Origin of the sequence: Pseudomonas sp. CFBP 13727 (assembly GCF_014841915.1) — a bacterium.
GTDB classification, from domain to species: domain Bacteria; phylum Pseudomonadota; class Gammaproteobacteria; order Pseudomonadales; family Pseudomonadaceae; genus Aquipseudomonas; species Aquipseudomonas baltica.
Genome location: NZ_JACYUT010000003.1, coordinates 392657 through 414438, shown reverse-complemented (window position 1 = coordinate 414438; position 21782 = coordinate 392657). Strand labels below are relative to the sequence as shown.

Here is a 21782-nt window from a genome sequence, read left to right as displayed (position 1 = left end):
AGCTAGCAAGCCGAATAAGGGATGAACTATGCAGATCCAGGTCAATAGCGATAACCATATTCAAGGCGATGCCCGCCTGCAGGAGTGGGTACGCACCGTAGTGGAAAACGCAGTCGAGCATTATCAGGAGGATCTCACCCGTATCGAGGTTCATCTCGCCGACGAAAACGGCCAGAAATCCGGGCCCGACGACATGCGCTGCCAGATGGAAGCGCGTCCAAAAGGTCACCAGCCCATTTCCGTGACGCACAAGGCTGAAACCTTGGACCTGGCGGTCGATGGCGCCGCCGAGAAGCTCAGCCACGCTTTGGAGCACATGTTCGGCAGGCTGCGCAACAAGCGTGCAGCCAACCAGCAAACCATTCCCGATGGTCCGAACGAAGCCTTGCTCGAGGAAGAGTTTCTGGAAAACGAACAGGTGCTCAACAGCAAGTCCTGAGCCCTGCAACGTAGGAAAAGGCGAGCCCGGGGCTCGCCTTTTTTATTGCCTGCGAACAAGTTTTTCGGTCCGGGCACGGCGATTGCTACATCAATTGCGACGAAGTAGGGCGGCAGTTACATATAGCAAAAGATGAAACGCGGCGCCGACCAGCGGTCTTGAACCAGTAACTAATCGCCTAGTCCATTAACGAAGTTCGACTATTGCAGGTAGTACATCATGGATAATCCATTCCAAGCCCTGAGCGATGCGTTCCAACCCGAGTACCGCGTCAACCTGAGCATTCAGCGCCTGGATGGCAGCATCATGCTGACCCTGTCCAACGAGCGCGGCGTTGCCGCCAAGCGCGTGATCACCGCCGAACAGCGCAACGACCCCAAGCGCATGCGCCGGCTGATCGAAAGCATCCAGTTCGGCATGGCCATCGAGCAAGGTGGCAGCGCCATGCAGATCCTGGCGGCGATGACCGATGCCGGCAACGTCGAGAAGCTGGGCAGCAAGCCAGTCCTTCGCGCCAACGCCGCGCACACCTCGCCGGTCGCCGCCAGCCTGCAATGAGCCGCCGTGCGGCTCAGCTGTCGGACTTCTCCTTTACCGATGGATAGCGCGAAGACCCATAGCGCACCACCAGGATGGCGAAAGCCAGGAGCAGGATGCCACCGCACAGGTAGATGATGCCCAGATCCGGTGCATTGTGGTGCGAGACATCGCCGATCAGCAGGCGAGTCAGGGCGGTGATTGCCACGTACAGCAGGAAGCGGATGGGCATGTGGTTGGTCTTGAAGTAGATCCCCACCATCGCCCCCAGCTCCAGATAGATGAACAGCAGCAGAATGTCGTCCACGCTCACGCTGCCCTTCTCTACCATTCCCAGAAAAGCGCTGACAGCCGCCCAGGCGGTGATGGCGCCAATGCCGAACAGCGCCAGATAGTGGAACGCCTCGACGCACAGATTGCCCAGCGAATCGGCCTGGGCGTGCAGACTCCCGCGAAGTTTTTCGGCCCATTTCATTGCCTGTATTCCTTTTGCCAACCGATGGTGAGATGCGCCTGAACGCCTATGCTCGTTCAGGGCATGCAGCATAAGGGCCAGGCATGGCTGGTGAGAAGCAGCCAGACTGTCGCAGGGCCCCTCGTCGGCACCTCTGTTCAAGCCTGCCGATTTGCCTTATGCTTGGCACTGTATAAACGAACAGTAGTTATACTGAAACCATTCCCTGGGCAAATGAGGTGGTCAATGGCCGTCGAAGTGGTATACCGCAGCAGCCGAGATCTGGAGCGCCTGTTTATGGACAAAGCTGAAGCCGATCGTCACGACAAAATGCTCGAGCTGGCTGAGTTGCTGGCAGACGTACTGAAAAAAGCCGTGCCGTCACTCGATGACAAACAGGTCGAAGACGCCGGTATCTACATGGCGAAAAACCGCGACATCTTCGCCAAGGCATTCAAGAGTCAGCCCGATGCCCTGAACGAGTTGCTTACGGCTACGGCCGACCCCGCCGAGCAGGCCTGATCGTCAGGCCTGCAGCGCTTGCACGAACTCGGCCAGCCAGGGCTCTGCGTCGGTTTCCGGGGTGACGCTTTCGCTGGCGTCCAGGCGCAGCATGTCCTGAACCTCGTGCACGCCCAGCTCTGCAAACAACTCGCGCAACTGCTCGCCGCCGCCGCAATAGGTGTCGTAGCTGGAGTCCCCCAGCGCGATCACACCACCGGGCAGGCCACGCAGCGCCGCCGGCAGTTCATCGCGAAGCTGAGCGTACAGCGCCATGATATTGTCCGGCAGTTCGCCCATGCCGGTGGTCGAGGTCACCGCCAAAACAGCCTCGGGCGCGAATGCCAGCACGTCCTGCAGAGTGGCTCGCGGGTTGTGCCAGGCCTGGATATCCTGTCGCTTTAGCAGCTGCTCGGCATGCCGGGCGACTTCCTCGGCCGCGCCGTAGACCGAACCGCTGAGGATGGCAACTTTCATGATGACTGTCTCGGACCGTTGAAAGCGCTGATCTTACCAGCCCGACCGCGCATTGAAAGACAGGATCTGACGTACTGGGATCCCTCCCGCAGCCCGTATGAATTAGACTACGCTGCACGCTAGGGAACCCTGACATGATCAATGCGAAGCTGCTGCAACTGGTGATCGATGCGTCCAACGACGGCATCGTCGTCGCCGAACAGGAAGGCGAGGACAACATCCTCATCTACGTCAATCCGGCATTCGAGCGCATGACCGGCTATACGTCGCTGGAAATGCTCTACCAGGACTGCCGCCTGCTGCAGGGTGACGACCGCGACCAGCCTGCGCGCCAGCGCGTGCGCGAGGCGATCGACCAGGGGTTGGCGTGCCGCGAGGTGCTTCGCAACCACCGCAAGGACGGCAGTTTCTTCTGGAATGAGCTGTCGATCACCCCGGTACACAACGACAGCGATCAACTGATGTACTACATCGGCATCCAGAAGGATGTCAGCAGCGAGGTCGAAGCGCAGCAGCGCATCGTCGCGCTCGAGCAGCAGGTGGCGGCGCTGCAACAGCGCATCGTCGAACTCGAAACCCCTGCCCCGCCCGGTGCGGTATGACCGCCATGGACGTTTTCCAATGTTGCTTCGAGTCACCCTTTGCCGCGAGTGCACGCCATGCCGCCTGATGTGTTGCTGACCCAGGACGAACTGGAGTTTCTGCGGGCGATGCAGGCCAACCCGCAGCTCAATGTTCGCGATACCCTGCTCAACCTTTCCATCAAGGGTGGACCGCAGGTTCGCGATCTGCTGATGCGCCTGGCATCCCACGAACAGGTCACCATCGAAGCACACCTGGAAAACCAGCAGATCAGCTTTCCGCTGCAGGTCGTGGAAGACGAGTTCCAGGCGGCGCACCTGGAGCTCGGGGCACCCAGCATCTATGAGGACGGACCGATGTTGCGCCCGTGGCGGCTGAGCCTCGCGCAGCCGATCGTGCTGCGCGACGGCGAAGGGCGTGACAGCGACTTCTGGGTCCGTGACATTTCCTTCAAGGGCGCCTTGCTCGAGGTTCGCAATGGGGCACAGGCGCCCGCGCAATTCCAGCTGTGGTTCACCCCCGAAGGGTGCGCACCGATCCCGTTGCGCGGTTCGATGATTCGCGAGGCCGAGCACGGCTTGTTTGCCTACCGGCTCAGCCAGAACAACGCCAAGGCGATAGAGTCCTTGCGCCAGTTCATTCTGATGCACCACCAACTGGTGCATCCGCAACTGCACACCTGAATGCGCCGAATCAGCTGTCCAGATGCCCGGCCAGGTACTGCTGCAAACGCCGTTGCATCAAACGTCCATCGCTGCCCAGGCAGGCGATCTCAGTGGATCGCAGGCTGTCCTGCATGATTTCGGACAGCTCTCCGGCCAACAGCAACGGGCAGCTCAGGGCGTTGTTCAGTTTGGCCAGCTGCCGTGGCAGTGCCGGTGGCGCTGGGCGATTGGAGAACAGCACCACTGCCTGGGGCGCGAGCTTTTCACAGACCAGGCTCAGCTCTTCGAGCGGCTGGCCCAGACCGAGCAGTTGCACTTCGACTTGCGGTCCGCCCAGCAGCAGGCCTGTGACCTGGAGCTCGAGTTCCCGGCACTGCTCTGGTATGGCCACCAGCAATACCCGGCTGTCTTGGCCCTGATCGGAAGCCAGGCGCAGCCGTTGCAGGGTGCGGGCACGCAGGAAGGTGTCGAGGAACAACCATTCGCTGGCCTGGCCAAAGTGGCCCTGATGCACCAGCAGCTCCTGCCAGACCGGCATCAGTACCTGTTCGAATACCACGGCCAGCGGATAGCTGGAAAACACCTGGCCGTAGACCTGATCGAGCCGAGCTTCGGCAAACTCACGTACGCACTGGCGAATCCGCTCCTGCCACTGCTGCCATTCACCGTGCTCGTCGCAGGGCCCGGGCAGCGCAGTTCTGGCCTGCTGGGTGCGCGCCAGGATCTTGCCCACCTTGCTCACCGCCACGCCCCGCTCTATCCAGCCCAGGATACTGCGCACCTCTTCGATATCGGCCAGGGAGTACAAGCGGTGCCCACTTTCGGTGCGGGTAGGCTGCACCAGACCATAGCGGCGCTCCCACGCACGCAGCGTGACCGGGTTGATCCCAGTCAACCGGGCCACCTCGCGAATGGGGTACAGCTCGTCCAGCGCGTGGTCTTGCACGCCGGGCAATCGGGTGCCGGATTCGCTCATTGCTAGTCAACCGCCGCCAGGAACAGGAACGCACAGTGTAACCGCTGGCAGAGGCTTGGGGTTTGTGGATGATCCAACCGACGGTAGATGTGCACGCAGCAGTTTTCGGGAATAATACTTGCTTGATTTCAGATGCACGCCACCACCCCGGCGCTGCATTCGATGGAGGCTCCTACCCGGAGCGCCAGACTGCCTGGAGATACACGATGTCTACCTCCCCCGTTACCCTGATGGTTGCGCGCCGCGTGGCCGATGGCAAATATCAGGACCTGATCGCCTGGCTGCATGAGGGCGAACAACTGGCCACCGATTTTCCAGGTTACCTGGGTTCAGGCGTTCTGGCGCCCGCGCCGGGCGATGACGAATTCCAGATCATCTTCCGTTTTGCCGATGAAACCACGCTGCATGCATGGGAGCATTCTGCCTCCCGTCGCTCCTGGCTTGGCCGTGGCAGTGAACTGTTCGCCCAGCCACACGTGCACCGGGTCAGCGGCACCGAAGGCTGGTTCGGCGACAGTGGCCTGCAGCGCCCGCCGCGCTGGAAACAGGCGGTGGCCATCTGGCTGGCGTTCTTCCCGGTATCGCTGATCTTCAACTTCCTGTTCGGTCACGTGCTGAACGAGATCAGCCTGGTGCCCAGAGTCATGCTCAGCACCCTGGCCCTGACCCCGCTCATGGTGTTCTTTTTCATTCCACTGTCGACGCGCCTGTTGCGCGGCTGGTTGCACGCCACGCCGAGTCGGGCGCCGCTGCCCAAGGCCAAGGTGGCGTGAACGGCCGGACCTGCTGCGCTTTGTGATATAAATCGGCGCAGCAACCTGCCGACGAAGAGCTCGCCCCATGCCTCACCCGATCCTCATTACCGGCGCCAGCCAGCGCATCGGCCTGCATTGTGCCGAACGCCTGCTGGGCGAAGGCCAACCAGTCATCATCAGCTATCGCCAGGAGCGCGAAACCGTTGCGCACCTGCGCGAGATGGGCGCGGTGACCATCCATGCCGACTTCGCCAGCGAAGCCGGCATCCTGGCCTTCATCGACGCACTCAAGGCGCAGACCACCCAGCTGCGTGCCATCGTGCACAACGCCTCGGCCTGGATCGCGGACAGCGCCGCAGACGAAGCCGCCGCGTTCCAGCAGATGGTCAATGTGCACATGCTGGCGCCCTATCTGATCAACTTGCACTGCGCCGACCTGCTGCGCGCGTCGAAACCTGCCGACATCGTGCACATCAGCGATGACGTGACGCGCAAGGGCAGCGCCAAGCACATGGCCTATTGCGCGAGCAAGGCGGGACTGGACAACCTCACGCTGTCATTCGCGGCGCGGTTCGCGCCGGCGATCAAAGTGAACGGGATTGCCCCGGCGCTGATCCTGTTCAACCCGGATGACGATGCCGATTACCGCTACAAATCGCTGGCCAAGTCGGCGCTGGGCATCGAGCCGGGTGCCGAGGTCATCTACCAAAGCCTGCGCTACCTGTTGGAAAACCCCTACGTGACGGGCACGACCTTGACCGTCAACGGCGGCAGACACGTAAAATAGGCATGCCTGCGTCGGTTCGGCACGACGCTGGCCCCGAACATTCTGCGGAGCACACAACGATGGCACCACTGCAGCCAGGAATGGCACGCATCCGGGTCAAGGACCTGCGCTTGCGCACCTTCATCGGTATCAACGAAGACGAAATCGTCAACAAGCAGGACGTGTTGATCAACCTCACCGTGCTGTATCCGGCGCTCGAAGCGGTGCGCGACAACGATATCGAGCATGCCCTGAACTACCGCACCATCACCAAGGCGGTGATCCAGCACGTGGAGGGCAACCGTTTTGCCCTGCTCGAACGCCTGACCCAGGAGATTCTCGATCTGGTCATGCAGAACACCGCCGTGCGCTATGCCGAAGTGGAAGTCGACAAGCCCCACGCGCTGCGCTTCGCCGAATCGGTTTCGATCACCCTCGCCGGCAGCCGCTGACCGGTTGCCGCTCAGCAGGAGAACGACATGAACGAACAACAACGCCTGGAATTGGAAGCAGCGGCTTTCCGCCGTCTGGTCAAGCACCTGGACGAACGCAAAGACGTGCAGAACATCGACTTGATGAACCTGGCCGGGTTCTGCCGCAATTGCCTGTCCAAATGGTACAAGGCAGCTGCCGACGAGCAGCAGGTCGATGTCAGCCTCGATGAGGCCCGCGAAGTCGTCTACGGCATGCCCTATGCGCAGTGGAAGGCGCAATACCAGCAGGAAGCCAGCGCCGAACAGCAGGCGGCCTTCGCCAAGGGGACGCCCAATGCGTGATGTGAATTCGCTGCGCACCAGCCTGGCCAGCGGTGAACATCAGTTCGCCGCGACGCTGGCCTTCGTCGCCGAGCACTATGCCTATGAGCCACAGGCATTCAGCAACGGCGCTCTGGACAATGCTGCCGGGCAGAACGAAGGGTCCTGCAAGACCCTGGGCCTGGCACTGCTGGAAGGCTTGAGCGATGAAGAGGCACTGCTGGCGTTTGGCGAACACTACCGTTCGGTGGTGGCGACGCCCGAGGGCAGTGACCACGGTAATATCCGCAATCTGATGGCGCATGGGTTGGCGGGGGTGAAGTTTTCCGAACAGCCGCTGACCCAGCGGGGCTAACGGGCACGCATGAAAAAACCGACCTGCAGGGGTCGGTTTTTTTGTGCCCGGCTTTGGGGCCTCTTCGCGGGTAGAACCCGCTCCCACAGGGACAGTGTCCTTCACTGGGACTACAACACCCTGTGGGAGCGGGTTCTACCCGCGAAAGCCGCGCTGCGGTTCTGGATCAGAACGAAGCGTTGGCCAGCCCATCCAGATAACGCTCTACATCCAGCGCTGCCATGCAGCCGGCACCGGCCGAGGTAATTGCCTGGCGGTACACGTGGTCAGCCACGTCGCCGGCAGCGAATACGCCCTCGACGCTGGTCGCGGTGGCGTTGCCTTCACGCCCGCCCTGAACCACCATGTAGCCGTCCTTCAGAGCCAATTGCCCGTCGAACAACGAAGTGTTCGGCGTGTGACCGATCGCGATGAACACGCCATCGACCTTCAGCTCTTCGGCAATGCCATCGTTGTTGCGCAAGCGCGCACCGGTCACGCCCATGTTGTCGCCCAGCACCTCTTCCAGCGTGGCATTGAGCTTGAGTTCGATCTTGCCTTCGGCCACGCGAGCATGCAGCTTGTCGATCAGGATCTTCTCGGCGCGAAAGGTATCGCGACGATGGACCAGGGTCACCTTGCTGGCGATGTTGGCCAGGTACAGCGCCTCTTCGACCGCCGTGTTGCCACCGCCCACTACCGCGACTTCACGGTTGCGATAGAAGAAGCCATCGCACGTCGCACAGGCCGAAACGCCCTTGCCCATGAACGCCTCTTCCGACGGCAAGCCCAGGTAGCGAGCACTGGCGCCGGTGGCGATGATCAGCGCGTCACAGGTGTAGGTTGCGCTGTCACCCGTCAAGGTGAACGGCTGGGCAGCAAGGTCAACGGCATTGATGTGGTCGAAGACGATTTCGGTTTCAAAGCGCTCGGCGTGCTCACGCATGCGCTCCATCAGGGCCGGGCCGGTCAGGCCATGGGGGTCGCCCGGCCAGTTGTCGACTTCGGTAGTGGTGGTCAACTGACCGCCTGCCTGCATGCCGGTAATCAGCAGCGGCTTGAGGTTGGCGCGCGCAGCGTACACGGCAGCGCTGTAACCGGCAGGGCCGGAGCCCAGGATGATCACGCGGGAATGACGGGTTTGAGACATGACTAACTCCTGACTGCCGGACGTTGGCGCCGATCCGGTGCGGCTGGAATAAAAAGGACTGGCAAGGCACCTTGGGGAAGGTTCAACGCCGCCAGCCCAGAAACTTGCCCGTGAAATCCAGGCAGGGTCAGCGCTTACAGGCTCTTGGCATTTCCAGCCAGGTAGTCGGCAACGCCCTGGGCATCGGCCTTCATGCCTTTCTGGCCCGGACGCCAGCCGGCCGGGCAGACTTCACCATGCTGTTCGGTGAACTGCAGCGCTTCGACCAGTCGTACCATGTCGTCGACATCGCGACCCAGCGGCAGGTTGTTCACCACCTGGTGCTGCACGACACCTTGCTGGTCGATCAGGAACGAGGCACGCAGAGCCACGCCATCTTCGTGCTCGACGCCGTAGGCGCGGACGATCTCGTGCTTGACGTCGGCGACCATGGTGAATTCGACCTCACCGATACCGCCCTTCTCCACCGGCGTGCTGCGCCAGGCGTGGTGAGTGAACTGCGAATCGATGGACACACCGACCACTTCGACACCCAGCTCGCGGAACTTGGCGATGCGGTTGTTGTGGGCGATGATTTCCGATGGGCAAACGAAGGTGAAATCCAACGGCCAGAAGAACAGCACCACATACTTGCCACGCAGGGACGACAACTTAAAGCTGTCGACGATCGAGCCGTCGCCCAGTACGGCAGCGGCGTCGAAGTCAGGGGCTTGGCGGTTGACCAGAATGCTCATGAAGAACTCCTTGGAAGCGAAGATGGGAAAGGGTTGAAATTCGATGTGTCCAAGCTTAACGAGGTGGGCCCGATTAGGGAAATACCCTTTGGCAATCCAACCCATAGCCCTCCTCTATACGCGAACGGGCCATTCGTGCAGAGCACGCAAGGTTGTTACCGGCCATTGCCGTGGTTCCCGAGCGTCGGCAAAGCCGGTACTGTCAGCACGTTTCCCCTGTCTCGGAGTTGTCCATGCCTGTCCCTGCACTGTCCGGCCCGCAATACCTGCGCGAAGGCCTGAAAATGGTCTTGTCTCCCGGGCTGCGGCTGTTTGTACTGTTGCCATTGAGCATCAACCTGGTGCTGTTCGTTGGCCTGATCTACTTCGCCGGCCACCTGTTCAGCGGGTGGGTCGACCACTTGATCCAGAGCCTGCCCAGCTGGCTGGGTTTCCTCAGCTTCATACTCTGGCCGCTTTTTGCAGTGCTCGTAGCCTTCATGGTGTTCTTCAGCTTCACCATGCTGGCCAACATCATCGCCGCCCCTTTCAACGGGTTTCTCTCCGAGAAGGTCGAGGTAGTTGCCCGGGGCAAGGACGATTTCCCCGCCTTCCGCTGGACCGAACTGTTTGAAATGATCCCGCGTACGCTGGCCCGCGAAGCGCGCAAGCTCGGCTATTTCCTGCCGCGCGCCCTGGCGCTGTTCGTGCTGTCGTTCATCCCGATGCTCAATATCATTGCCGCCCCTCTGTGGTTGCTGTTCGGGGTCTGGATGATGGCTATACAATACATCGACTACCCCGCCGACAACCACAAGATGAGTTGGCAGGACATGCTCGCCTGGCTGCGCCAGAAGCGCTGGCGCAGCCTCAGTTTCGGCGGCATCGTTTACCTGGCACTGCTGATCCCGGGAGTAAACGTTTTGATGATGCCTGCAGCGGTGGCAGGCGCGACATTGTTCTGGGTGCGCGAGCGACAATAAGTCTTTGGCGATAACCACTGGTCGTTAATGATTACGGCCAGTTCATAATCGACTATTCTACCTCTACCCGGAAACGTTTGCGTCTTTGACAAACGCCTGACACGTTTCTTCAGTTCTTTCCAGCCACGCCGCGCACAGCGGTTGGCAACGGCAATATCCAACTGCCTTACATCGCGCCTTCAAGATGTAACCTGTGCATTCCAGTAGTCAGGTTGATTTGCAACTATCACCTTGAACTACTGGAGCATCAGCAATATGAATCGGAAACTGGCAGCTGAGTTCCTGGGCACATTCTGGCTTGTGTTCGGGGGGTGTGGAAGTGCCATATTCGCCGCCAAATTCCCGGAACTGGGTATTGGATTCGCGGGTGTGTCGCTGGCGTTCGGTTTGACCGTGCTCACCATGGCGTATGCGGTAGGGCCTATCTCGGGGGGGCACTTCAACCCTGCCGTCACCGTTGGACTGTGGGCCGGTGGCAGGATCTCTTCCAGTGAAGTATTGCCCTACGTACTGGCTCAGGTTGCTGGAGCGATAGCCGCGGCGGCAGCGCTTTGGATGTTCTGGCTCGCGCTGATAATCGGCGGATTGATCGGAGGCTGGGTGGGCAGAGCCATGGGCGAGAAAAATGATCTGAAGATTCCCGCCCATGTGTAGGCTCGGTCGCTTCGTCATGAAACTCTATCAAGATACTGTACGCTTGCTCCCACGTCGCAATTGCAACCATCGCGAGGCTGTGATGATTCCGACTTTTTCCGCTGATAAACGACTGAAGCACTGGCATGTTTCCTGGCATATCATGGAACGTGAAATCTTTTGCGTCGAGTGCGGCGGATTGCAAACGTATTCAACCTCTTCTCAGCCTTTCAATTCGAATCACATGGCGAAATGCGCTAATGACAGTTGCGAGCCACAACATCCGTGGCAGGAATTACGCGAAATACTCTTCGACTGGAAACTTGAAGTCATAAAAACCTCATGAAAGCGCCACACTCGCGCAACACAACGCTTCGAAACTGAGCTGATGACAGCTCCCTCTCTGCATATCACCCTGGTTACCGAAACCTTCGCCCCCGAGATAAACGGGGTCGCCAGTACGCTCGAGTATCTGTGCGAAGGGTTGCGCAGCCGCGGGCACCGAGTGGATGTGGTACGTCCGCGACAGGCACAGGACAGAGGCCTCGGCGACGATGTGATGTTGTGTCGCGGCTGGCCGATACCCGGCTATCCGGGGCTGCAGTGGGGCGAGTCGTCCGGGCGGCGCCTGGTGCGGCACTGGCGCTCGAGGCGGCCCGATGTGGTGTATGTCGCCACACCGGGTCCACTGGGCTTGAGCGCACTGCGCGCGGCACGGCTGCTGGGTATCGTGGTGGTCAGCGGCTTTCATACCAACTTCCAGCAATACGCCGCACAAAGCGGGTTGGGGCTGTTGACGCGTGTGGTGACGCATTATCTGCGCTGGTTTCACAACCGTACGCACATGACCCTGGTGCCCAGCCACGGCCAACGCCTGGAATTGCAACGACGCGGTTTCGAGCGCTTGCATCTGCTGGCGCGCGGCGTCGATGGTCAGCTGTTTCATCCTGCGCGGCGCGGCCTGACGTTGCGCCAGAGTTGGGGACTGGCGGAGGGCGACCTGGCGGTGATCCATGTCGGACGCCTGGCGCGGGAGAAGAATCTGGACCTGCTAGCACGCACCTTCAGCCATCTGCAGGCGCAGTATCCGCAGCGCGTGATGAAGTTGATCGTGGTGGGTGACGGGGGGCGGCGAAGCAACCTTCAGCAAAGGATGCCCGAAGCGATATTCTGCGGGGCATTGCGCGGCGAGGTGCTGGCTGAACACTACGCCAGCGGCGATATCTTCGTGTTTCCCAGCCTTACTGAAACCTTCGGCAACGTGGTTCTGGAAGCGCAGGCATCAGGGCTGGCCGTGGTGGCCTACGATGAGGCCGCCGCCGCGCAGCACATTCGCCACGGGCACAGTGGCGCCCTGGCCATGCCGGGCGACGAGGCGGCGTTTCTCGAGGCGGCGGGCTGGTTGCTGGAAAACGAAGAGAACTTGCGGCGGGTTCGCCTCAATGCGCGCCGACATGCCAGCCGTCAGGGCTGGGCGGCCATCGTCGAGCAGTTCGAGAAGCAGCTGAGCGGTGCGTGCTACCTGACGTCTTCAGTGGCCCTGGCCAACACCGCAGCGCCCCTTCGCGGCCGCTGACCGCTCCTACAGGGGTAGCAATGTGGCGGGGCAAAAAAAAGGGGCACGTCGCTGACGTGCCCCTTTTTTTGCATCTGCGCCTGGCCGCTCGCAAGAGCGCCTTGCCCAGATCAGTGGTGATGACCACCCTCGCCGTGCACGTGGCCGTGGGCGACTTCTTCCTGGCTGGCGTCGCGGATGTCGACGACCTTGACCTTGAAATGCAGGCGCTGACCGGCCAACGGGTGGTTGCCGTCGACGGTGACGTCGTCGCCATCCAGATCGCGGATGGTCACGATCTGCATCTGGCCATCAGGCGCGGACGCGTGGAACTGCATGCCCACTTCCAACTCGTCGACGCCTTCGAACATGCTGCGCGACAAGGTGCTGACCAGCTCGGCCGCGTACTCGCCATAGGCATCTTCAGGCTCGATGGCGACGTCCAGGTCGTCGCCGACCTGCTTGCCGTCCAGCGCCTTTTCCAGGCCGGGGATGATGTTACCAGCGCCCTGCAGATAGACCAGCGGCGCGCCGCCGGCGGAGCTGTCGATAACCTCACCGGCGTCGTTGGTCAGGGTGTATTCGATGGAGACAGCCTTGTTGGCGGCGATCAGCATGAGGTAAGACCTTTTGCATAAGAATGTAGAACGACCAAGTGTAACCAAGGGATGGCGTGAAAGCGAACCCACTCGGCCAGCGGTCGACCGGACACGATGCGCGCGGCCATTGGGCCTTCTGCACGCATCTTGAGGTTATGACTGCCCACGGCGCGATTCGTTTCTACTTGCGGGCCGTGGCGTGATGCTTGTAGCGTGCAGCCCGAAGCTCACCCGAGAAGCTCGCATGCAAACATTTTTCATCGCGCCGACCGATTTTGGCGTCGGCCTGACCTCCATCAGCCTGGGGCTGGTGCGCACCCTGGAGCGCGCCGGCCTGAAAGTCGGCTTTCTCAAGCCCATTGCCCAGCCACATCCCGGCGATCAGGGCCCCGAACGCTCGACCGAACTGGTCGCCCGTACCCATGGCCTGCAACCTCCCAAGCCCCTGGGCCTGGCCCATGTGGAACGCATGCTCGGCGACGGTCAGCTCGACGAGTTGCTCGAAGAGATCCTGACGCTGTACCAGCAGGCCTGCGTCGGCAACGATGTGGTCATCGTCGAAGGCATGGTGCCCACGCGCCACGCCAGTTATGCGGCCAGGGTCAACCAGCATCTGGCGAAAAGCCTGGATGCCGACGTGATTCTGGTGTCGAGTGCCGAGAACGAAGTGCTCGCCGAGCTTTCCGGCCGGGTCGAGTTGCAGGCGCAACTGTTCGGGGGCCCGCGTGATCCCAAGGTGCTGGGCGTCATCCTCAACAAGGTCCGCACCGATGAAGGCATGGACGTCTTCGCCGCCCGTCTCAAGGAACACTCGCCCCTGCTGCGTGGCGGCGATTTTCGCCTGCTCGGCTGCATTCCCTATCAGGCCGACCTCAACGCCCCGCGCACGCGCGACGTGGCCGAGCTGCTCGGCGCCCAGGTGATCAACGCCGGTGACTACGAGCAGCGGCGCATGAACAAGATCATCATCTGCGCGCGCACAGTGCTCAATACCGTGCAGCTGCTCAAACCGGGGGTTCTGGTGGTCACCCCAGGCGACCGTGACGACATCATTCTGGCAGTGAGCCTGGCCGCCATGAACGGCATGCCCCTGGCCGGGCTGCTGCTGACCAGCGACACCCTGCCCGACCCGCGCATTCTCGAGCTGTGTCGGGGCGCCTTGCAGGCCGGCCTGCCGGTGCTGTCGGTGAGCACGGGATCCTATGACACCGCCACGCGCCTGAACCAGCTGAACAAGGAAATCCCCATTGATGACCGCGAGCGCGCGGAGATCATCACCGATTTCGTCGCTGGCCATCTGGATGCCCAATGGTTGCACCAGCGCTGTGGTACCCCGCGCGAACTGCGCCTGTCACCGGCGGTATTCCGCTATCAGCTGATCCAACGCGCGCAACAGGCCGACAAGCGCATCGTGCTGCCCGAAGGTCACGACCCCCTGACCATCCAGGCGGCCGCCATCTGCCAGACGCGCGGCATTGCACGCTGTGTGCTGCTGGCCAAGCCAGACGAGGTGCAGGCGGTCGCCAGCGCCCACGGCATCGCACTGCCCGAAGGGCTCGAGATACTCGACCCCGACCTGATCCGCGGTCGCTACGTGGAGCCGATGGTTGCCCTGCGCAAGAGCAAAAGCCTGAACGCGCCCATGGCCGAGCAGCAGTTGGAAGACAACGTGGTGATCGGCACCATGATGCTGGCCCTGGATGAAGTGGATGGCCTGGTGTCGGGCATCGTCCACTCCACTGCCAACACCATCCGCCCGGCCCTGCAGTTGATCAAGACCGCGCCCGGCTGCAGCCTGGTGTCCTCGGTGTTCTTCATGCTGTTCCCCGATCAGGTGCTGGTGTATGGCGACTGCGTGATGAACCCGCACCCCAGCGCTGCGGAACTGGCAGAGATCGCCCTGCAGAGCGCCGACTCCGCCGAAGCCTTCGGCATTGCCGCGCGAGTGGCGATGATCAGCTATTCGAGTGGCAACTCGGCCAGTGGCGAAGAAGTCGAGAAGGTGCGTGAGGCCACCCAGTTGGCCCAGGAGATCCAGCGCGATCTGCTGATCGACGGCCCGCTGCAATACGACGCGGCCGCCAATGAAAACGTGGCGCGCCAACTGGCCCCGGACAGCCGGGTCGCCGGTCGCGCGACGGTGTTCGTGTTTCCCGACCTGAACACCGGCAACACCACGTACAAAGCGGTCCAGCGCAGCGCCGATTGCGTGAGCCTGGGGCCGATGCTGCAAGGACTGCGCAAACCGGTCAACGACCTGCCGCGTGGCGCTCAAGTCGATGACATCGTCTACACCATTGCCCTGACTGCCATCCAGGCCAACCGCACCATCGACCTCTAGGACCCTTCTCTTGAAAACGCTTACCGGCCTGTGCGCCGCGCTGCTGCTGGCGCTGAACACCCTCGTTTGCTGCACGCCGCTGTTCATCGTCAGCCTGATCAAGCTGTGCCTGCCGTTCGCGGCGGCGCAGCGTGTGACCGACGAACTGATGCGCCACATCCACGAAGCCTGGATCAGCAACAACAAGGCCTGGATGAACCTGCTCGGCGGTATCGGCTGGAAAGTCGAGGGCTTGCAAGGCCTGGACTACCAGCACTCCTACCTGGTGACCAGCAACCACCAGAGCTGGGTCGATATCCTGGTGCTGCAATACGTGCTGAACCGGCGCATTCGCCCGCTGAAGTTCTTCCTCAAGCGCGAGCTCATCTGGGTGCCGGTCATTGGCCTGGCCTGGTGGGCGCTCGGCTTCCCGTTCATGAAACGCTACTCCAAGGCCTATCTGGCCAGGCATCCGGAAAAGAAAGGCGAAGACCTGCTCACCACGCGCCGCGCCTGCGCCAAGTTTCGCGGCAAGCCGACCGCCATCTTCAACTTCGCCGAAGGCACGCGCTTCACCCCGGCCAAGCACGCGGCCCAGGCATCACCGTTTCGCCATCTGCTCAAGCCCAAGGCCGGTGGCATTGCTTTCGTGCTCGATGCCATGGGCGAGCAACTGCAGTCGATGGTCGACGTGACGGTGTTCTATCCCAAGGGCGCCCCCGGGTTCTGGGATCTACTGTGCGGTCGGGTAGGCGAGATCCATGTGCTGTTCGAAGAGCTGCCGATTCCGGCGCAATTCATCGGTCACAGCTACGATCAGGACGACGAGTACCGGGCTCGTTTTCAGGCATGGGTCAACGCGCTGTGGACGCAGAAGGACGCGACGCTCGAGCGACTCGAGACACACTGATCACCCATGAAAAATCCCGCTGCCAGAGCGGGATTTTTCATGGCCGAAGCAGTGATTACTGCTGCGGGTATTGCTGGCCTGGAATCGGCTTGAGGTTGACTTCGACACGGCGGTTCTGGGCGCGGCCGTTGGCGTCGGCATTGCTGGCGATCGGCTGGTCGGGACCTGCGCCGCGGACCGACAGGCGCGAGCCATCGACACCCTGTGAGGTCAGGTAGTTGCTGACCGCCTGGGCGCGTTGCAGCGACAGGTCCATGTTGTGCTGGCGGCTGCCGGTGCTGTCGGTGTAGCCGACGATCTCGATGTTGTTCTCGTTGAACTGCTTGAACGAATTGCCCAGGTTGTTCAATGGCGAGTAGAAGCTGCTGGAGATGTTCGACGAGTCGGTGGCGAAGGTGATGTTGCCCGGCATGATCAGTTTTATCTGATCGCCCTGGCGCTGCACTTCGACCCCGGTGTTGGCCATGCTTTCACGCAGCGCGGCTTCCTGACGGTCGGCGTAGTAGCCATAGCCTGCCGAAGCGGCACCCGCCACGGCAGCGCCGATCAAGGCACCCTTGCCGCGGTTGTTGTGGTCGATGGCGGCACCGGCCACGGCACCGGCCAGTGCACCCAGCCCGCCATACTTGGCGGTCTTGCTGATGCCCGAAGAACCCTGGGCCTGGCCCTGGTTTTCATACGGATTCTGCGACGCGCACCCGGACAACAGGGCGATGGCAGCGGCGGCAGTGATCAAGCGACGCGAGGTAAACATGGGCAACTCCTACTACAAGGCGGAAATCTGCAAAACAGAATGCGGCGGGTCATGGACCTCTGACTGCTTTGGACGGCAAAACCTGGGAAAGATTCCCCAGACCGGGCCGACTAGGCTCGACGCCAGCGGCTTGCACAGAGCCGCTTAAAAATGCACGCCGAAGCTGAGTTCGACGAAGTCGCGGTCATCCACCGTGGTGTACTTGCCGTCGAAGAAGTTGGTGTACGACAGGCTCGCCGTGTAGGTGTTCTGGTACTCGGCGTCGAGCCCGAGGCTGACCGCCTTGCGACCTTCCTCGAAATTGCCGCCTGGGCTTGGCGAATAGCCGGACACATCGTGCGACCACGCCACGCTGGGGCGCAGGTCGATCCCAGGGAGCACACTGTTGTAGTCCCAGATGGCGCGGGCGCGATAGCCCCATGAAGTGCTGGTGGTGAAGCCGCCATCGGTGCAGTTGCGCGACAGATTACGGGTCGAGGCACCGGGACCCGCAGCGGCCAGGGTACCGGTGTTGAGGAGCGTTGCGCAGGTGTCCAGGCCATTGGTGGCGGGCAACGCACCGGGACCATGCACCGCGTCGCGACCGTAGCGCCTGCGCGAACTGCTCTCCAGGCCACCGACATGGGTAACCCCCACCTCGCCCACCACGGTCAACCGATCTGCGCCCATGACCTGATCGAAGAAATGCGTCAGGGTGGTCTGCAGCTGGGTGATTTCCTTGCGGCGGTAGCCCTTCAAGTCCTGGCCGGGCGTGCCGTCGAGCAGCGACGCATTGCTGTAGGTGCCGCCCAGCGGGCGAACACCGGCATAGAGAATGTCGGTGGTGTTGAGCTGCACGGGTGCATTGGGCCGGTAGCTGACTTCGCCACTCCAGGCAGTGCCGGTAGGCAGCGTGGTGGAAAAGCTCAGCCCGTAAAGACGAATGTCTTCGGGGTAGTCGTAGAAGTAGCTGGAATTGCCGGCCACCAGCAACGGCGCCAAAGCCCCGGCGCGCGACGCTGATGCATAGGTCGCGGTCGATGCGCCGGTGGCGTTGAACAGCGGCAGGCGGCTGTGGTAATTCATGAAGTAGGCACCGAGCTCGGTGTCCAAAGGGTCGTAGTTGTAGTGCAGCGCCACGCCGAACTGGCCACTGTCGCGCGCATCGCGGTCCGCACCGCGGCGCACCAGCACCCCCTCTTCGTTGACATTCACACCGGCAGCGGCAAGCGCTGGAAGATCAGCGGCAGGCAGGCCCGAGCGCTTGCTCAGCAGGCGCAGATTGTCACTGCAGCCATCGGCGGCAACGTCTGCCCGGGCGAAGAACGTGCCGCAGTTGTCAGCCACCGTCTGGTCCCATTCGAGCTGGTAGAAGGCCTCGGCCGAGAGGTTGTCGGTCAGGCTCTGCGAGACGTAGAACAGGTTGACCGGGACCAGCCCTTCCTTGATCTCTGCACCGGGTCGGCGCAAGGCCGAGACGTCGATCGGGTTGAGGGCATTGATGCCATTCTGGATGAAGGTGCTCTCGCCCCAACTGACCACCTGCTTGCCCAGGCGAACGCCGCCTGGCTGATCGGCGAGGGCATAGTTGTGGTAGACGAACGCGTCGAGAAGCTGCGCGCCGGAGGACTGCCCGGCCTCCTTGCGGTGGACGTCGCTGATGTCCTTGAAGGGACGGCCTTCGTCCTTGAGTTCGAAGTCGTACCAGTACTTGCCGCGAATGAAGACGCCGCTGTCGCCGTATTTCAGTTCCAGGTCGTGCAGCCCCTTGAAGACCTTTGAAAAGGTTTCGCCCTTTTTGAAGTTCAAGCGACCGTCGTCGGCGGTCTGCGACAGGCCCGAGCCACCATTGTTGACGCCGATCAGGTTGCGGTTCGCCCCGGCCGTGGACCAGCTGGCGCCGACCGACAGCGCGGTATCGAACTGACCCTCGATTTCGCCGATGTTGAAGCTGACGGCAAGCGCCGGCCCGGCAAGCGTCGCCAGACCAACTGCCAGGGGTAATCTGGCCCGGCGACAGGACAGGTGTACTGAGTTCATCGACGCTGATCCATGTTCCGCTGTTCTCTGTTCGTTAGGGTGCTGGCAAGGGGCACTGCGCCGCCATTATAGCCAGCCAGAAGCGTTATCCGACGCCAGCGCGCGGCAGGTTTCAGCGTATTTCACTGAGGGCGATCTTCACACCCAGCGCCACCAGCACCACGCCCATGGCGCGGTCGAACCAATGGCCCATGCGCGCGAAGCCTTCGCGCACCCGGCGCTGGCTGAACAGCATGGCGACCAGGCAGAACCACAGCGCCGTGGCCAGCGCCAGGTACACGCCGTAACCGGCCTGCACCGGCAGCGGCGTGTGCGGACTGATGACCACGGTAAACAGGGAAAGAAAGAACAAGGTGGCCTTGGGGTTCAGGCCATTGGTCATGAACCCGGCCACATACGCGCCCTTGGGCGTGCGCTGGACCGGCGCCGCGCTGCTGGCCTGCACGTCGACCGCGGCCGGCTTGGCGCGCAGGGCCTTGAAACCGATGTAGAGCAGGTACGCCGCAGCGGCCCACTTCAGCCCATTGAACAGCACGATGGACTGGGACACGATCAGGCCGATCCCCAGCAGTGAATAGCCCACGTGGACGAAGATCGCCGTGCCCACCCCCAGCGCGGTCCACAGACCGGCCCGGCGCCCGTGGCTGACGCTTTCGCGCACCACCACCGCAAAATCCGGACCCGGGCTGGCCACCGCCAGCAAGTGGATGAAGGCAACGGTGAGAAATTCGGTCCAGTACATGACGGCAGGCTCCAGGCGCGGCAGATGCAAACACGGTGATTGCAAAAACAGCCCCGGACGCTACCTCAGGTCAGCAGGCCAGGGCCACAAGATTTTCATCCAGCAGCTATGGTAGAACATCCACATCCCCTTCAAGAGGTTCACCCATGCCCGCTACCCGTGCCGCCTTCCTCGACTACAGCTCCCTGGACCTGGGTGACCTGGACCCTGCCGCGCTCAAGGCCTGCTTCGAAGACCTGCAGTTCTACCCCAGCACGACGCCTGCGCAACTGCCCGAGCGCCTGCGCGGCCTGAACGTGGTCATCAGCAACAAGATCGCCCTGGATGCCGCGACCCTGCAGGCCTGCCCGGACCTCAAGCTGGTACTGGTGTCGGCCACGGGCACCAACAACGTCGACCTTGCGGCCGCGCGCAAGCTGGGTATCACCGTGTGCAACTGTCAGGGCTACGGCACCCCATCGGTGGCCCAGCACACCTTGATGCTGTTGCTCGCCCTGGCGACCCGACTGCCCGACTATCAGCGCGCCATCGCGGCCGGCAAATGGCAACAAGCCAAGCAGTTCTGCCTGCTGGATTTCCCCATCGTCGAACTGGAGGGCAAGACCCTCGGCCTGCTGGGCCATGGCGAGCTGGGCGGCGCGGTTGCCAGGCTGGCCGAAGCCTTCGGCATGCGCGTGCTGTCGGGGCAGATTCCCGGCCGCCCGGCACGCGCAGATCGCCTGCCGCTGCATGAACTGCTGCCGCAGATCGACGCGCTGACCCTGCACTGCCCGCTCAACGAGCACACCCGACACATGATCGGCGCACCCGAGCTGGCGCTGCTCAAGCCCAGCGCCTTCGTGGTCAACACCGCGCGCGGCGGCATCATCGACGAGCAGGCCCTGGCCGATGCCTTGCGCCGCGGCCACCTGGGCGGTGCGGCCACCGACGTGCTCAGCGTCGAGCCACCGGTAGACGGCAACCCCCTGTTGGCCGACGACATCCCACGCCTGATCATTACCCCGCACAGTGCCTGGGGCAGTGTCGAGGCGCGCCAGCGCATCATTGGCCAACTGGCGGAAAATGCCACGGCCTTCTTCGCTGGCCAGCCCATCCGCAGCGTCTGAAACCGGCCCTGGTCTGCTAGAATCCGCGCTTTTGCCAGGAGCCCTCCCATGGACCCGCGCAGTGAAGTGCTGCTTCGTCAGGCCAACTTGTTTCAAGGTCAACTGCTGCTGGCCGGGCTGCCTGCCGACGACCTCTTCGGCCAGTTGCCGAACGCCGCCGGCTGGTGCTGGCATGCCGGCGACCAGGCAGCGCTGGACGCGCGCTTCGAGGGTCGCAGCCATTTCGGCGTCAACGTCCCCGAGACGGCGTTCGATGGCGCGGTGTTGTTCCTGCCCAAGTCCCGCGACCTGACCAGCTACCTGCTCAATGCCCTGGCCGCTCGGTTGCAGGGGCGTGAGCTGTACCTGGTGGGCGAGAAGCGTGGCGGCATCGAGGGCGCGGCGAAGCTGCTGCATGCCTTCGGCAAGCCGCGCAAGCTGGACAGCGCACGGCATTGCCAGCTGTGGCAGGTGACTGTCGACCAGGCACCAGCGGCCGTGGACCTGGAAAGCCTGGCGCAGCACTATGAGCTGGAGATCGCCGGTGAGCCGTTGACCGTGATCAGCCTGCCGGGGGTATTCAGCCATGGTCGGCTGGACCGTGGTACCGAACTGCTGCTCGATCACATCGGTGGCCTTCCTCGCGGCCATCTGCTGGACTTCGGCTGCGGCGCCGGCGTGGTCGGCGCCAGTCTCAAGCGGCGCTACCCGGACAACCAGCTGACCCTGCTCGATGTCGATGCCTTCGCCACCGCCAGCAGCCGTCTGACCCTGGCGGCCAACGGGCTGGATGCCGATGTCATTACCGGTGACGGTATCGACGCCGCGCCACTGCATCTGGATGCCATCATCAGCAATCCGCCGTTCCATGCCGGGGTGCACACCAGTTACCACGCCGCAGAGAATCTGCTGGAAAAATCCAGCCAACATCTGAAAAAAGGCGGCGAACTTCGCTTGGTTGCCAATAGTTTCCTGCGTTATCAACCGCTGATCGAGGGCGCTTTCGGGCGCTGCCAGACGCTGTCCGAGGGGCGCGGCTTCAAGGTCTATCGTGCCATCAAATAGCCAAATCTTCGCT

General features: G+C 62.2%; 25 protein-coding genes and 1 pseudogene. 17 read left to right on the top strand and 9 right to left on the bottom strand.

Going from position 1 to position 21782, the window contains the following annotated elements; all coding sequences use genetic code 11:
- Positions 1-28: 28 nt before the first annotated feature.
- Entirely contained in the window at positions 29-439 is a 411-nt protein-coding gene (locus IFT76_RS12625) for an HPF/RaiA family ribosome-associated protein (RefSeq protein WP_122475152.1), read from the top strand.
- Positions 440-658: 219 nt separating this feature from the next.
- Complete coding sequence (locus IFT76_RS12620; RefSeq protein ID WP_192058622.1) at positions 659-997, top strand: DUF3509 domain-containing protein; 339 nt, start codon at positions 659-661, stop codon at positions 995-997.
- Between the two features lie 13 nt (positions 998-1010).
- On the opposite strand, the gene IFT76_RS12615 is transcribed toward IFT76_RS12620, so the two are convergent.
- On the bottom strand, positions 1011-1451 hold the full coding sequence (locus IFT76_RS12615; RefSeq protein WP_043192974.1) for a phosphate-starvation-inducible protein PsiE: 441 nt from the start codon (positions 1449-1451) through the stop codon (positions 1011-1013).
- 225 nt (positions 1452-1676) lie between these two features.
- Between IFT76_RS12615 and IFT76_RS12610 the strand changes: the two genes are divergently transcribed.
- A complete protein-coding gene (locus IFT76_RS12610) occupies positions 1677-1952 on the top strand; it encodes a YebG family protein (RefSeq protein ID WP_122475156.1) in 276 nt (91 codons plus the stop codon).
- Positions 1953-1955: 3 nt separating this feature from the next.
- Here the strand turns inward: IFT76_RS12610 and IFT76_RS12605 are convergent, their stop codons facing one another.
- A complete protein-coding gene (locus tag IFT76_RS12605; RefSeq protein ID WP_185795029.1) occupies positions 1956-2408 on the bottom strand; it encodes a flavodoxin in 453 nt (150 codons plus the stop codon).
- Between the two features lie 134 nt (positions 2409-2542).
- On the opposite strand from IFT76_RS12605, the gene IFT76_RS12600 reads away from it, so the two are divergent.
- Positions 2543-3010: a PAS domain-containing protein gene (locus IFT76_RS12600; protein ID WP_122475159.1), complete on the top strand. Its 468-nt coding sequence runs from the start codon at positions 2543-2545 to the stop codon at positions 3008-3010.
- Positions 3011-3067: 57 nt separating this feature from the next.
- Positions 3068-3673, top strand: coding sequence for a hypothetical protein (locus tag IFT76_RS12595; protein ID WP_192058620.1), 606 nt, complete (start codon positions 3068-3070; stop codon positions 3671-3673).
- Positions 3674-3683: 10 nt separating this feature from the next.
- On the opposite strand, the gene IFT76_RS12590 is transcribed toward IFT76_RS12595, so the two are convergent.
- On the bottom strand, positions 3684-4631 hold the full coding sequence (locus tag IFT76_RS12590) for a MerR family transcriptional regulator (protein ID WP_192058618.1): 948 nt from the start codon (positions 4629-4631) through the stop codon (positions 3684-3686).
- Between the two features lie 206 nt (positions 4632-4837).
- Here IFT76_RS12590 and IFT76_RS12585 point away from each other — a divergent pair, with 206 nt between their 5' ends.
- From IFT76_RS12585 to IFT76_RS12565, 5 genes are all read left to right on the top strand, one after another.
- A complete protein-coding gene (locus IFT76_RS12585) occupies positions 4838-5404 on the top strand; it encodes an antibiotic biosynthesis monooxygenase (protein ID WP_122475163.1) in 567 nt (188 codons plus the stop codon).
- A 67-nt stretch (positions 5405-5471) separates the two neighbouring features.
- The gene (folM, locus tag IFT76_RS12580; RefSeq protein ID WP_122475165.1) at positions 5472-6173 is read left to right on the top strand and encodes a dihydromonapterin reductase; all 702 of its coding nucleotides are present in this window, start codon (positions 5472-5474) and stop codon (positions 6171-6173) included.
- Between the two features lie 59 nt (positions 6174-6232).
- Complete coding sequence (gene folX / locus IFT76_RS12575; protein ID WP_049861227.1) at positions 6233-6604, top strand: dihydroneopterin triphosphate 2'-epimerase; 372 nt, start codon at positions 6233-6235, stop codon at positions 6602-6604.
- A gap of 27 nt (positions 6605-6631) precedes the next feature.
- The gene (locus IFT76_RS12570; protein ID WP_043192964.1) at positions 6632-6928 is read left to right on the top strand and encodes a DUF1244 domain-containing protein; all 297 of its coding nucleotides are present in this window, start codon (positions 6632-6634) and stop codon (positions 6926-6928) included.
- Complete coding sequence (locus tag IFT76_RS12565) at positions 6921-7262, top strand: HopJ type III effector protein (RefSeq protein ID WP_192058616.1); 342 nt, start codon at positions 6921-6923, stop codon at positions 7260-7262. Before IFT76_RS12570 ends, IFT76_RS12565 begins: the two co-directional genes overlap by 8 nt.
- A gap of 166 nt (positions 7263-7428) precedes the next feature.
- Here IFT76_RS12565 and trxB read toward each other — a convergent pair whose 3' ends face one another.
- The gene (gene trxB, locus IFT76_RS12560; protein WP_122475169.1) at positions 7429-8391 is read right to left on the bottom strand and encodes a thioredoxin-disulfide reductase; all 963 of its coding nucleotides are present in this window, start codon (positions 8389-8391) and stop codon (positions 7429-7431) included.
- 134 nt (positions 8392-8525) lie between these two features.
- A complete protein-coding gene (locus IFT76_RS12555; protein WP_122475170.1) occupies positions 8526-9125 on the bottom strand; it encodes a peroxiredoxin in 600 nt (199 codons plus the stop codon).
- Between the two features lie 233 nt (positions 9126-9358).
- Here IFT76_RS12555 and cysZ point away from each other — a divergent pair, with 233 nt between their 5' ends.
- The 3 genes and pseudogenes from cysZ to IFT76_RS12540 all read left to right on the top strand — a co-directional run bounded on the left by cysZ (position 9359) and on the right by IFT76_RS12540 (position 12296).
- On the top strand, positions 9359-10087 hold the full coding sequence (gene cysZ, locus IFT76_RS12550; protein ID WP_192058614.1) for a sulfate transporter CysZ: 729 nt from the start codon (positions 9359-9361) through the stop codon (positions 10085-10087).
- Positions 10088-10342: 255 nt separating this feature from the next.
- Positions 10343-10628 (top strand): annotated as a pseudogene (locus IFT76_RS12545) (aquaporin); the annotation flags it as partial.
- 480 nt (positions 10629-11108) lie between these two features.
- Positions 11109-12296: a glycosyltransferase family 4 protein gene (locus IFT76_RS12540; RefSeq protein WP_192058612.1), complete on the top strand. Its 1188-nt coding sequence runs from the start codon at positions 11109-11111 to the stop codon at positions 12294-12296.
- Positions 12297-12406: 110 nt separating this feature from the next.
- On the opposite strand, the gene IFT76_RS12535 is transcribed toward IFT76_RS12540, so the two are convergent.
- Entirely contained in the window at positions 12407-12892 is a 486-nt protein-coding gene (locus tag IFT76_RS12535) for an FKBP-type peptidyl-prolyl cis-trans isomerase (RefSeq protein ID WP_122475177.1), read from the bottom strand.
- Positions 12893-13118: 226 nt separating this feature from the next.
- On the opposite strand from IFT76_RS12535, the gene pta reads away from it, so the two are divergent.
- Together pta and IFT76_RS12525 are read left to right on the top strand one after the other, a co-directional pair.
- Positions 13119-15215, top strand: a complete 2097-nt coding sequence (pta, locus tag IFT76_RS12530) for a phosphate acetyltransferase (protein ID WP_122475178.1) — start codon at positions 13119-13121, stop codon at positions 15213-15215.
- 10 nt (positions 15216-15225) lie between these two features.
- Positions 15226-16104, top strand: coding sequence for an acyltransferase (locus IFT76_RS12525; protein ID WP_185795024.1), 879 nt, complete (start codon positions 15226-15228; stop codon positions 16102-16104).
- 55 nt (positions 16105-16159) lie between these two features.
- On the opposite strand, the gene IFT76_RS12520 is transcribed toward IFT76_RS12525, so the two are convergent.
- The 3 genes from IFT76_RS12520 to IFT76_RS12510 form a co-directional block, all read right to left on the bottom strand.
- Positions 16160-16858: an OmpA family protein gene (locus IFT76_RS12520; RefSeq protein ID WP_122475182.1), complete on the bottom strand. Its 699-nt coding sequence runs from the start codon at positions 16856-16858 to the stop codon at positions 16160-16162.
- A 144-nt stretch (positions 16859-17002) separates the two neighbouring features.
- Positions 17003-18877 (bottom strand): DUF1302 domain-containing protein, encoded by a 1875-nt coding sequence (locus IFT76_RS12515; protein ID WP_192058610.1) that lies wholly within the window; start codon positions 18875-18877, stop codon positions 17003-17005.
- A gap of 112 nt (positions 18878-18989) precedes the next feature.
- On the bottom strand, positions 18990-19619 hold the full coding sequence (locus tag IFT76_RS12510) for a LysE family translocator (protein ID WP_192058608.1): 630 nt from the start codon (positions 19617-19619) through the stop codon (positions 18990-18992).
- Between the two features lie 146 nt (positions 19620-19765).
- On the opposite strand from IFT76_RS12510, the gene IFT76_RS12505 reads away from it, so the two are divergent.
- Positions 19766-20725, top strand: a complete 960-nt coding sequence (locus tag IFT76_RS12505) for a 2-hydroxyacid dehydrogenase (protein WP_192058607.1) — start codon at positions 19766-19768, stop codon at positions 20723-20725.
- 48 nt (positions 20726-20773) lie between these two features.
- Positions 20774-21769, top strand: coding sequence for a class I SAM-dependent methyltransferase (locus IFT76_RS12500; protein ID WP_122475188.1), 996 nt, complete (start codon positions 20774-20776; stop codon positions 21767-21769).
- Positions 21770-21782 lie beyond the last annotated feature (13 nt).

Bases quoted from the DNA above. Each gene is read 5' to 3' on its own strand.
- cysZ (WP_192058614.1), top strand. From the start codon at position 9,359: ATGCCTGTCCCTGCACTGTCCGGCCCGCAATACCTGCGCGAAGGCCTG.
- IFT76_RS12565 (WP_192058616.1), top strand. From the start codon at position 6,921: ATGCGTGATGTGAATTCGCTGCGCACCAGCCTGGCCAGCGGTGAACAT.
- IFT76_RS12620 (WP_192058622.1), top strand. From the start codon at position 659: ATGGATAATCCATTCCAAGCCCTGAGCGATGCGTTCCAACCCGAGTAC.
- folM (WP_122475165.1), top strand. From the start codon at position 5,472: ATGCCTCACCCGATCCTCATTACCGGCGCCAGCCAGCGCATCGGCCTG.
- IFT76_RS12590 (WP_192058618.1), bottom strand. From the start codon at position 4,631: ATGAGCGAATCCGGCACCCGATTGCCCGGCGTGCAAGACCACGCGCTG.
- IFT76_RS12515 (WP_192058610.1), bottom strand. From the start codon at position 18,877: ATGAACTCAGTACACCTGTCCTGTCGCCGGGCCAGATTACCCCTGGCA.
- IFT76_RS12610 (WP_122475156.1), top strand. From the start codon at position 1,677: ATGGCCGTCGAAGTGGTATACCGCAGCAGCCGAGATCTGGAGCGCCTG.
- pta (WP_122475178.1), top strand. From the start codon at position 13,119: ATGCAAACATTTTTCATCGCGCCGACCGATTTTGGCGTCGGCCTGACC.
- IFT76_RS12500 (WP_122475188.1), top strand. From the start codon at position 20,774: ATGGACCCGCGCAGTGAAGTGCTGCTTCGTCAGGCCAACTTGTTTCAA.
- trxB (WP_122475169.1), bottom strand. From the start codon at position 8,391: ATGTCTCAAACCCGTCATTCCCGCGTGATCATCCTGGGCTCCGGCCCT.
- IFT76_RS12625 (WP_122475152.1), top strand. From the start codon at position 29: ATGCAGATCCAGGTCAATAGCGATAACCATATTCAAGGCGATGCCCGC.
- IFT76_RS12510 (WP_192058608.1), bottom strand. From the start codon at position 19,619: ATGTACTGGACCGAATTTCTCACCGTTGCCTTCATCCACTTGCTGGCG.
- IFT76_RS12585 (WP_122475163.1), top strand. From the start codon at position 4,838: ATGTCTACCTCCCCCGTTACCCTGATGGTTGCGCGCCGCGTGGCCGAT.
- folX (WP_049861227.1), top strand. From the start codon at position 6,233: ATGGCACCACTGCAGCCAGGAATGGCACGCATCCGGGTCAAGGACCTG.
- IFT76_RS12555 (WP_122475170.1), bottom strand. From the start codon at position 9,125: ATGAGCATTCTGGTCAACCGCCAAGCCCCTGACTTCGACGCCGCTGCC.
- IFT76_RS12540 (WP_192058612.1), top strand. From the start codon at position 11,109: ATGACAGCTCCCTCTCTGCATATCACCCTGGTTACCGAAACCTTCGCC.
- IFT76_RS12505 (WP_192058607.1), top strand. From the start codon at position 19,766: ATGCCCGCTACCCGTGCCGCCTTCCTCGACTACAGCTCCCTGGACCTG.
- IFT76_RS12520 (WP_122475182.1), bottom strand. From the start codon at position 16,858: ATGTTTACCTCGCGTCGCTTGATCACTGCCGCCGCTGCCATCGCCCTG.
- IFT76_RS12595 (WP_192058620.1), top strand. From the start codon at position 3,068: ATGCCGCCTGATGTGTTGCTGACCCAGGACGAACTGGAGTTTCTGCGG.
- IFT76_RS12570 (WP_043192964.1), top strand. From the start codon at position 6,632: ATGAACGAACAACAACGCCTGGAATTGGAAGCAGCGGCTTTCCGCCGT.
- IFT76_RS12615 (WP_043192974.1), bottom strand. From the start codon at position 1,451: ATGAAATGGGCCGAAAAACTTCGCGGGAGTCTGCACGCCCAGGCCGAT.
- IFT76_RS12600 (WP_122475159.1), top strand. From the start codon at position 2,543: ATGATCAATGCGAAGCTGCTGCAACTGGTGATCGATGCGTCCAACGAC.
- IFT76_RS12605 (WP_185795029.1), bottom strand. From the start codon at position 2,408: ATGAAAGTTGCCATCCTCAGCGGTTCGGTCTACGGCGCGGCCGAGGAA.
- IFT76_RS12535 (WP_122475177.1), bottom strand. From the start codon at position 12,892: ATGCTGATCGCCGCCAACAAGGCTGTCTCCATCGAATACACCCTGACC.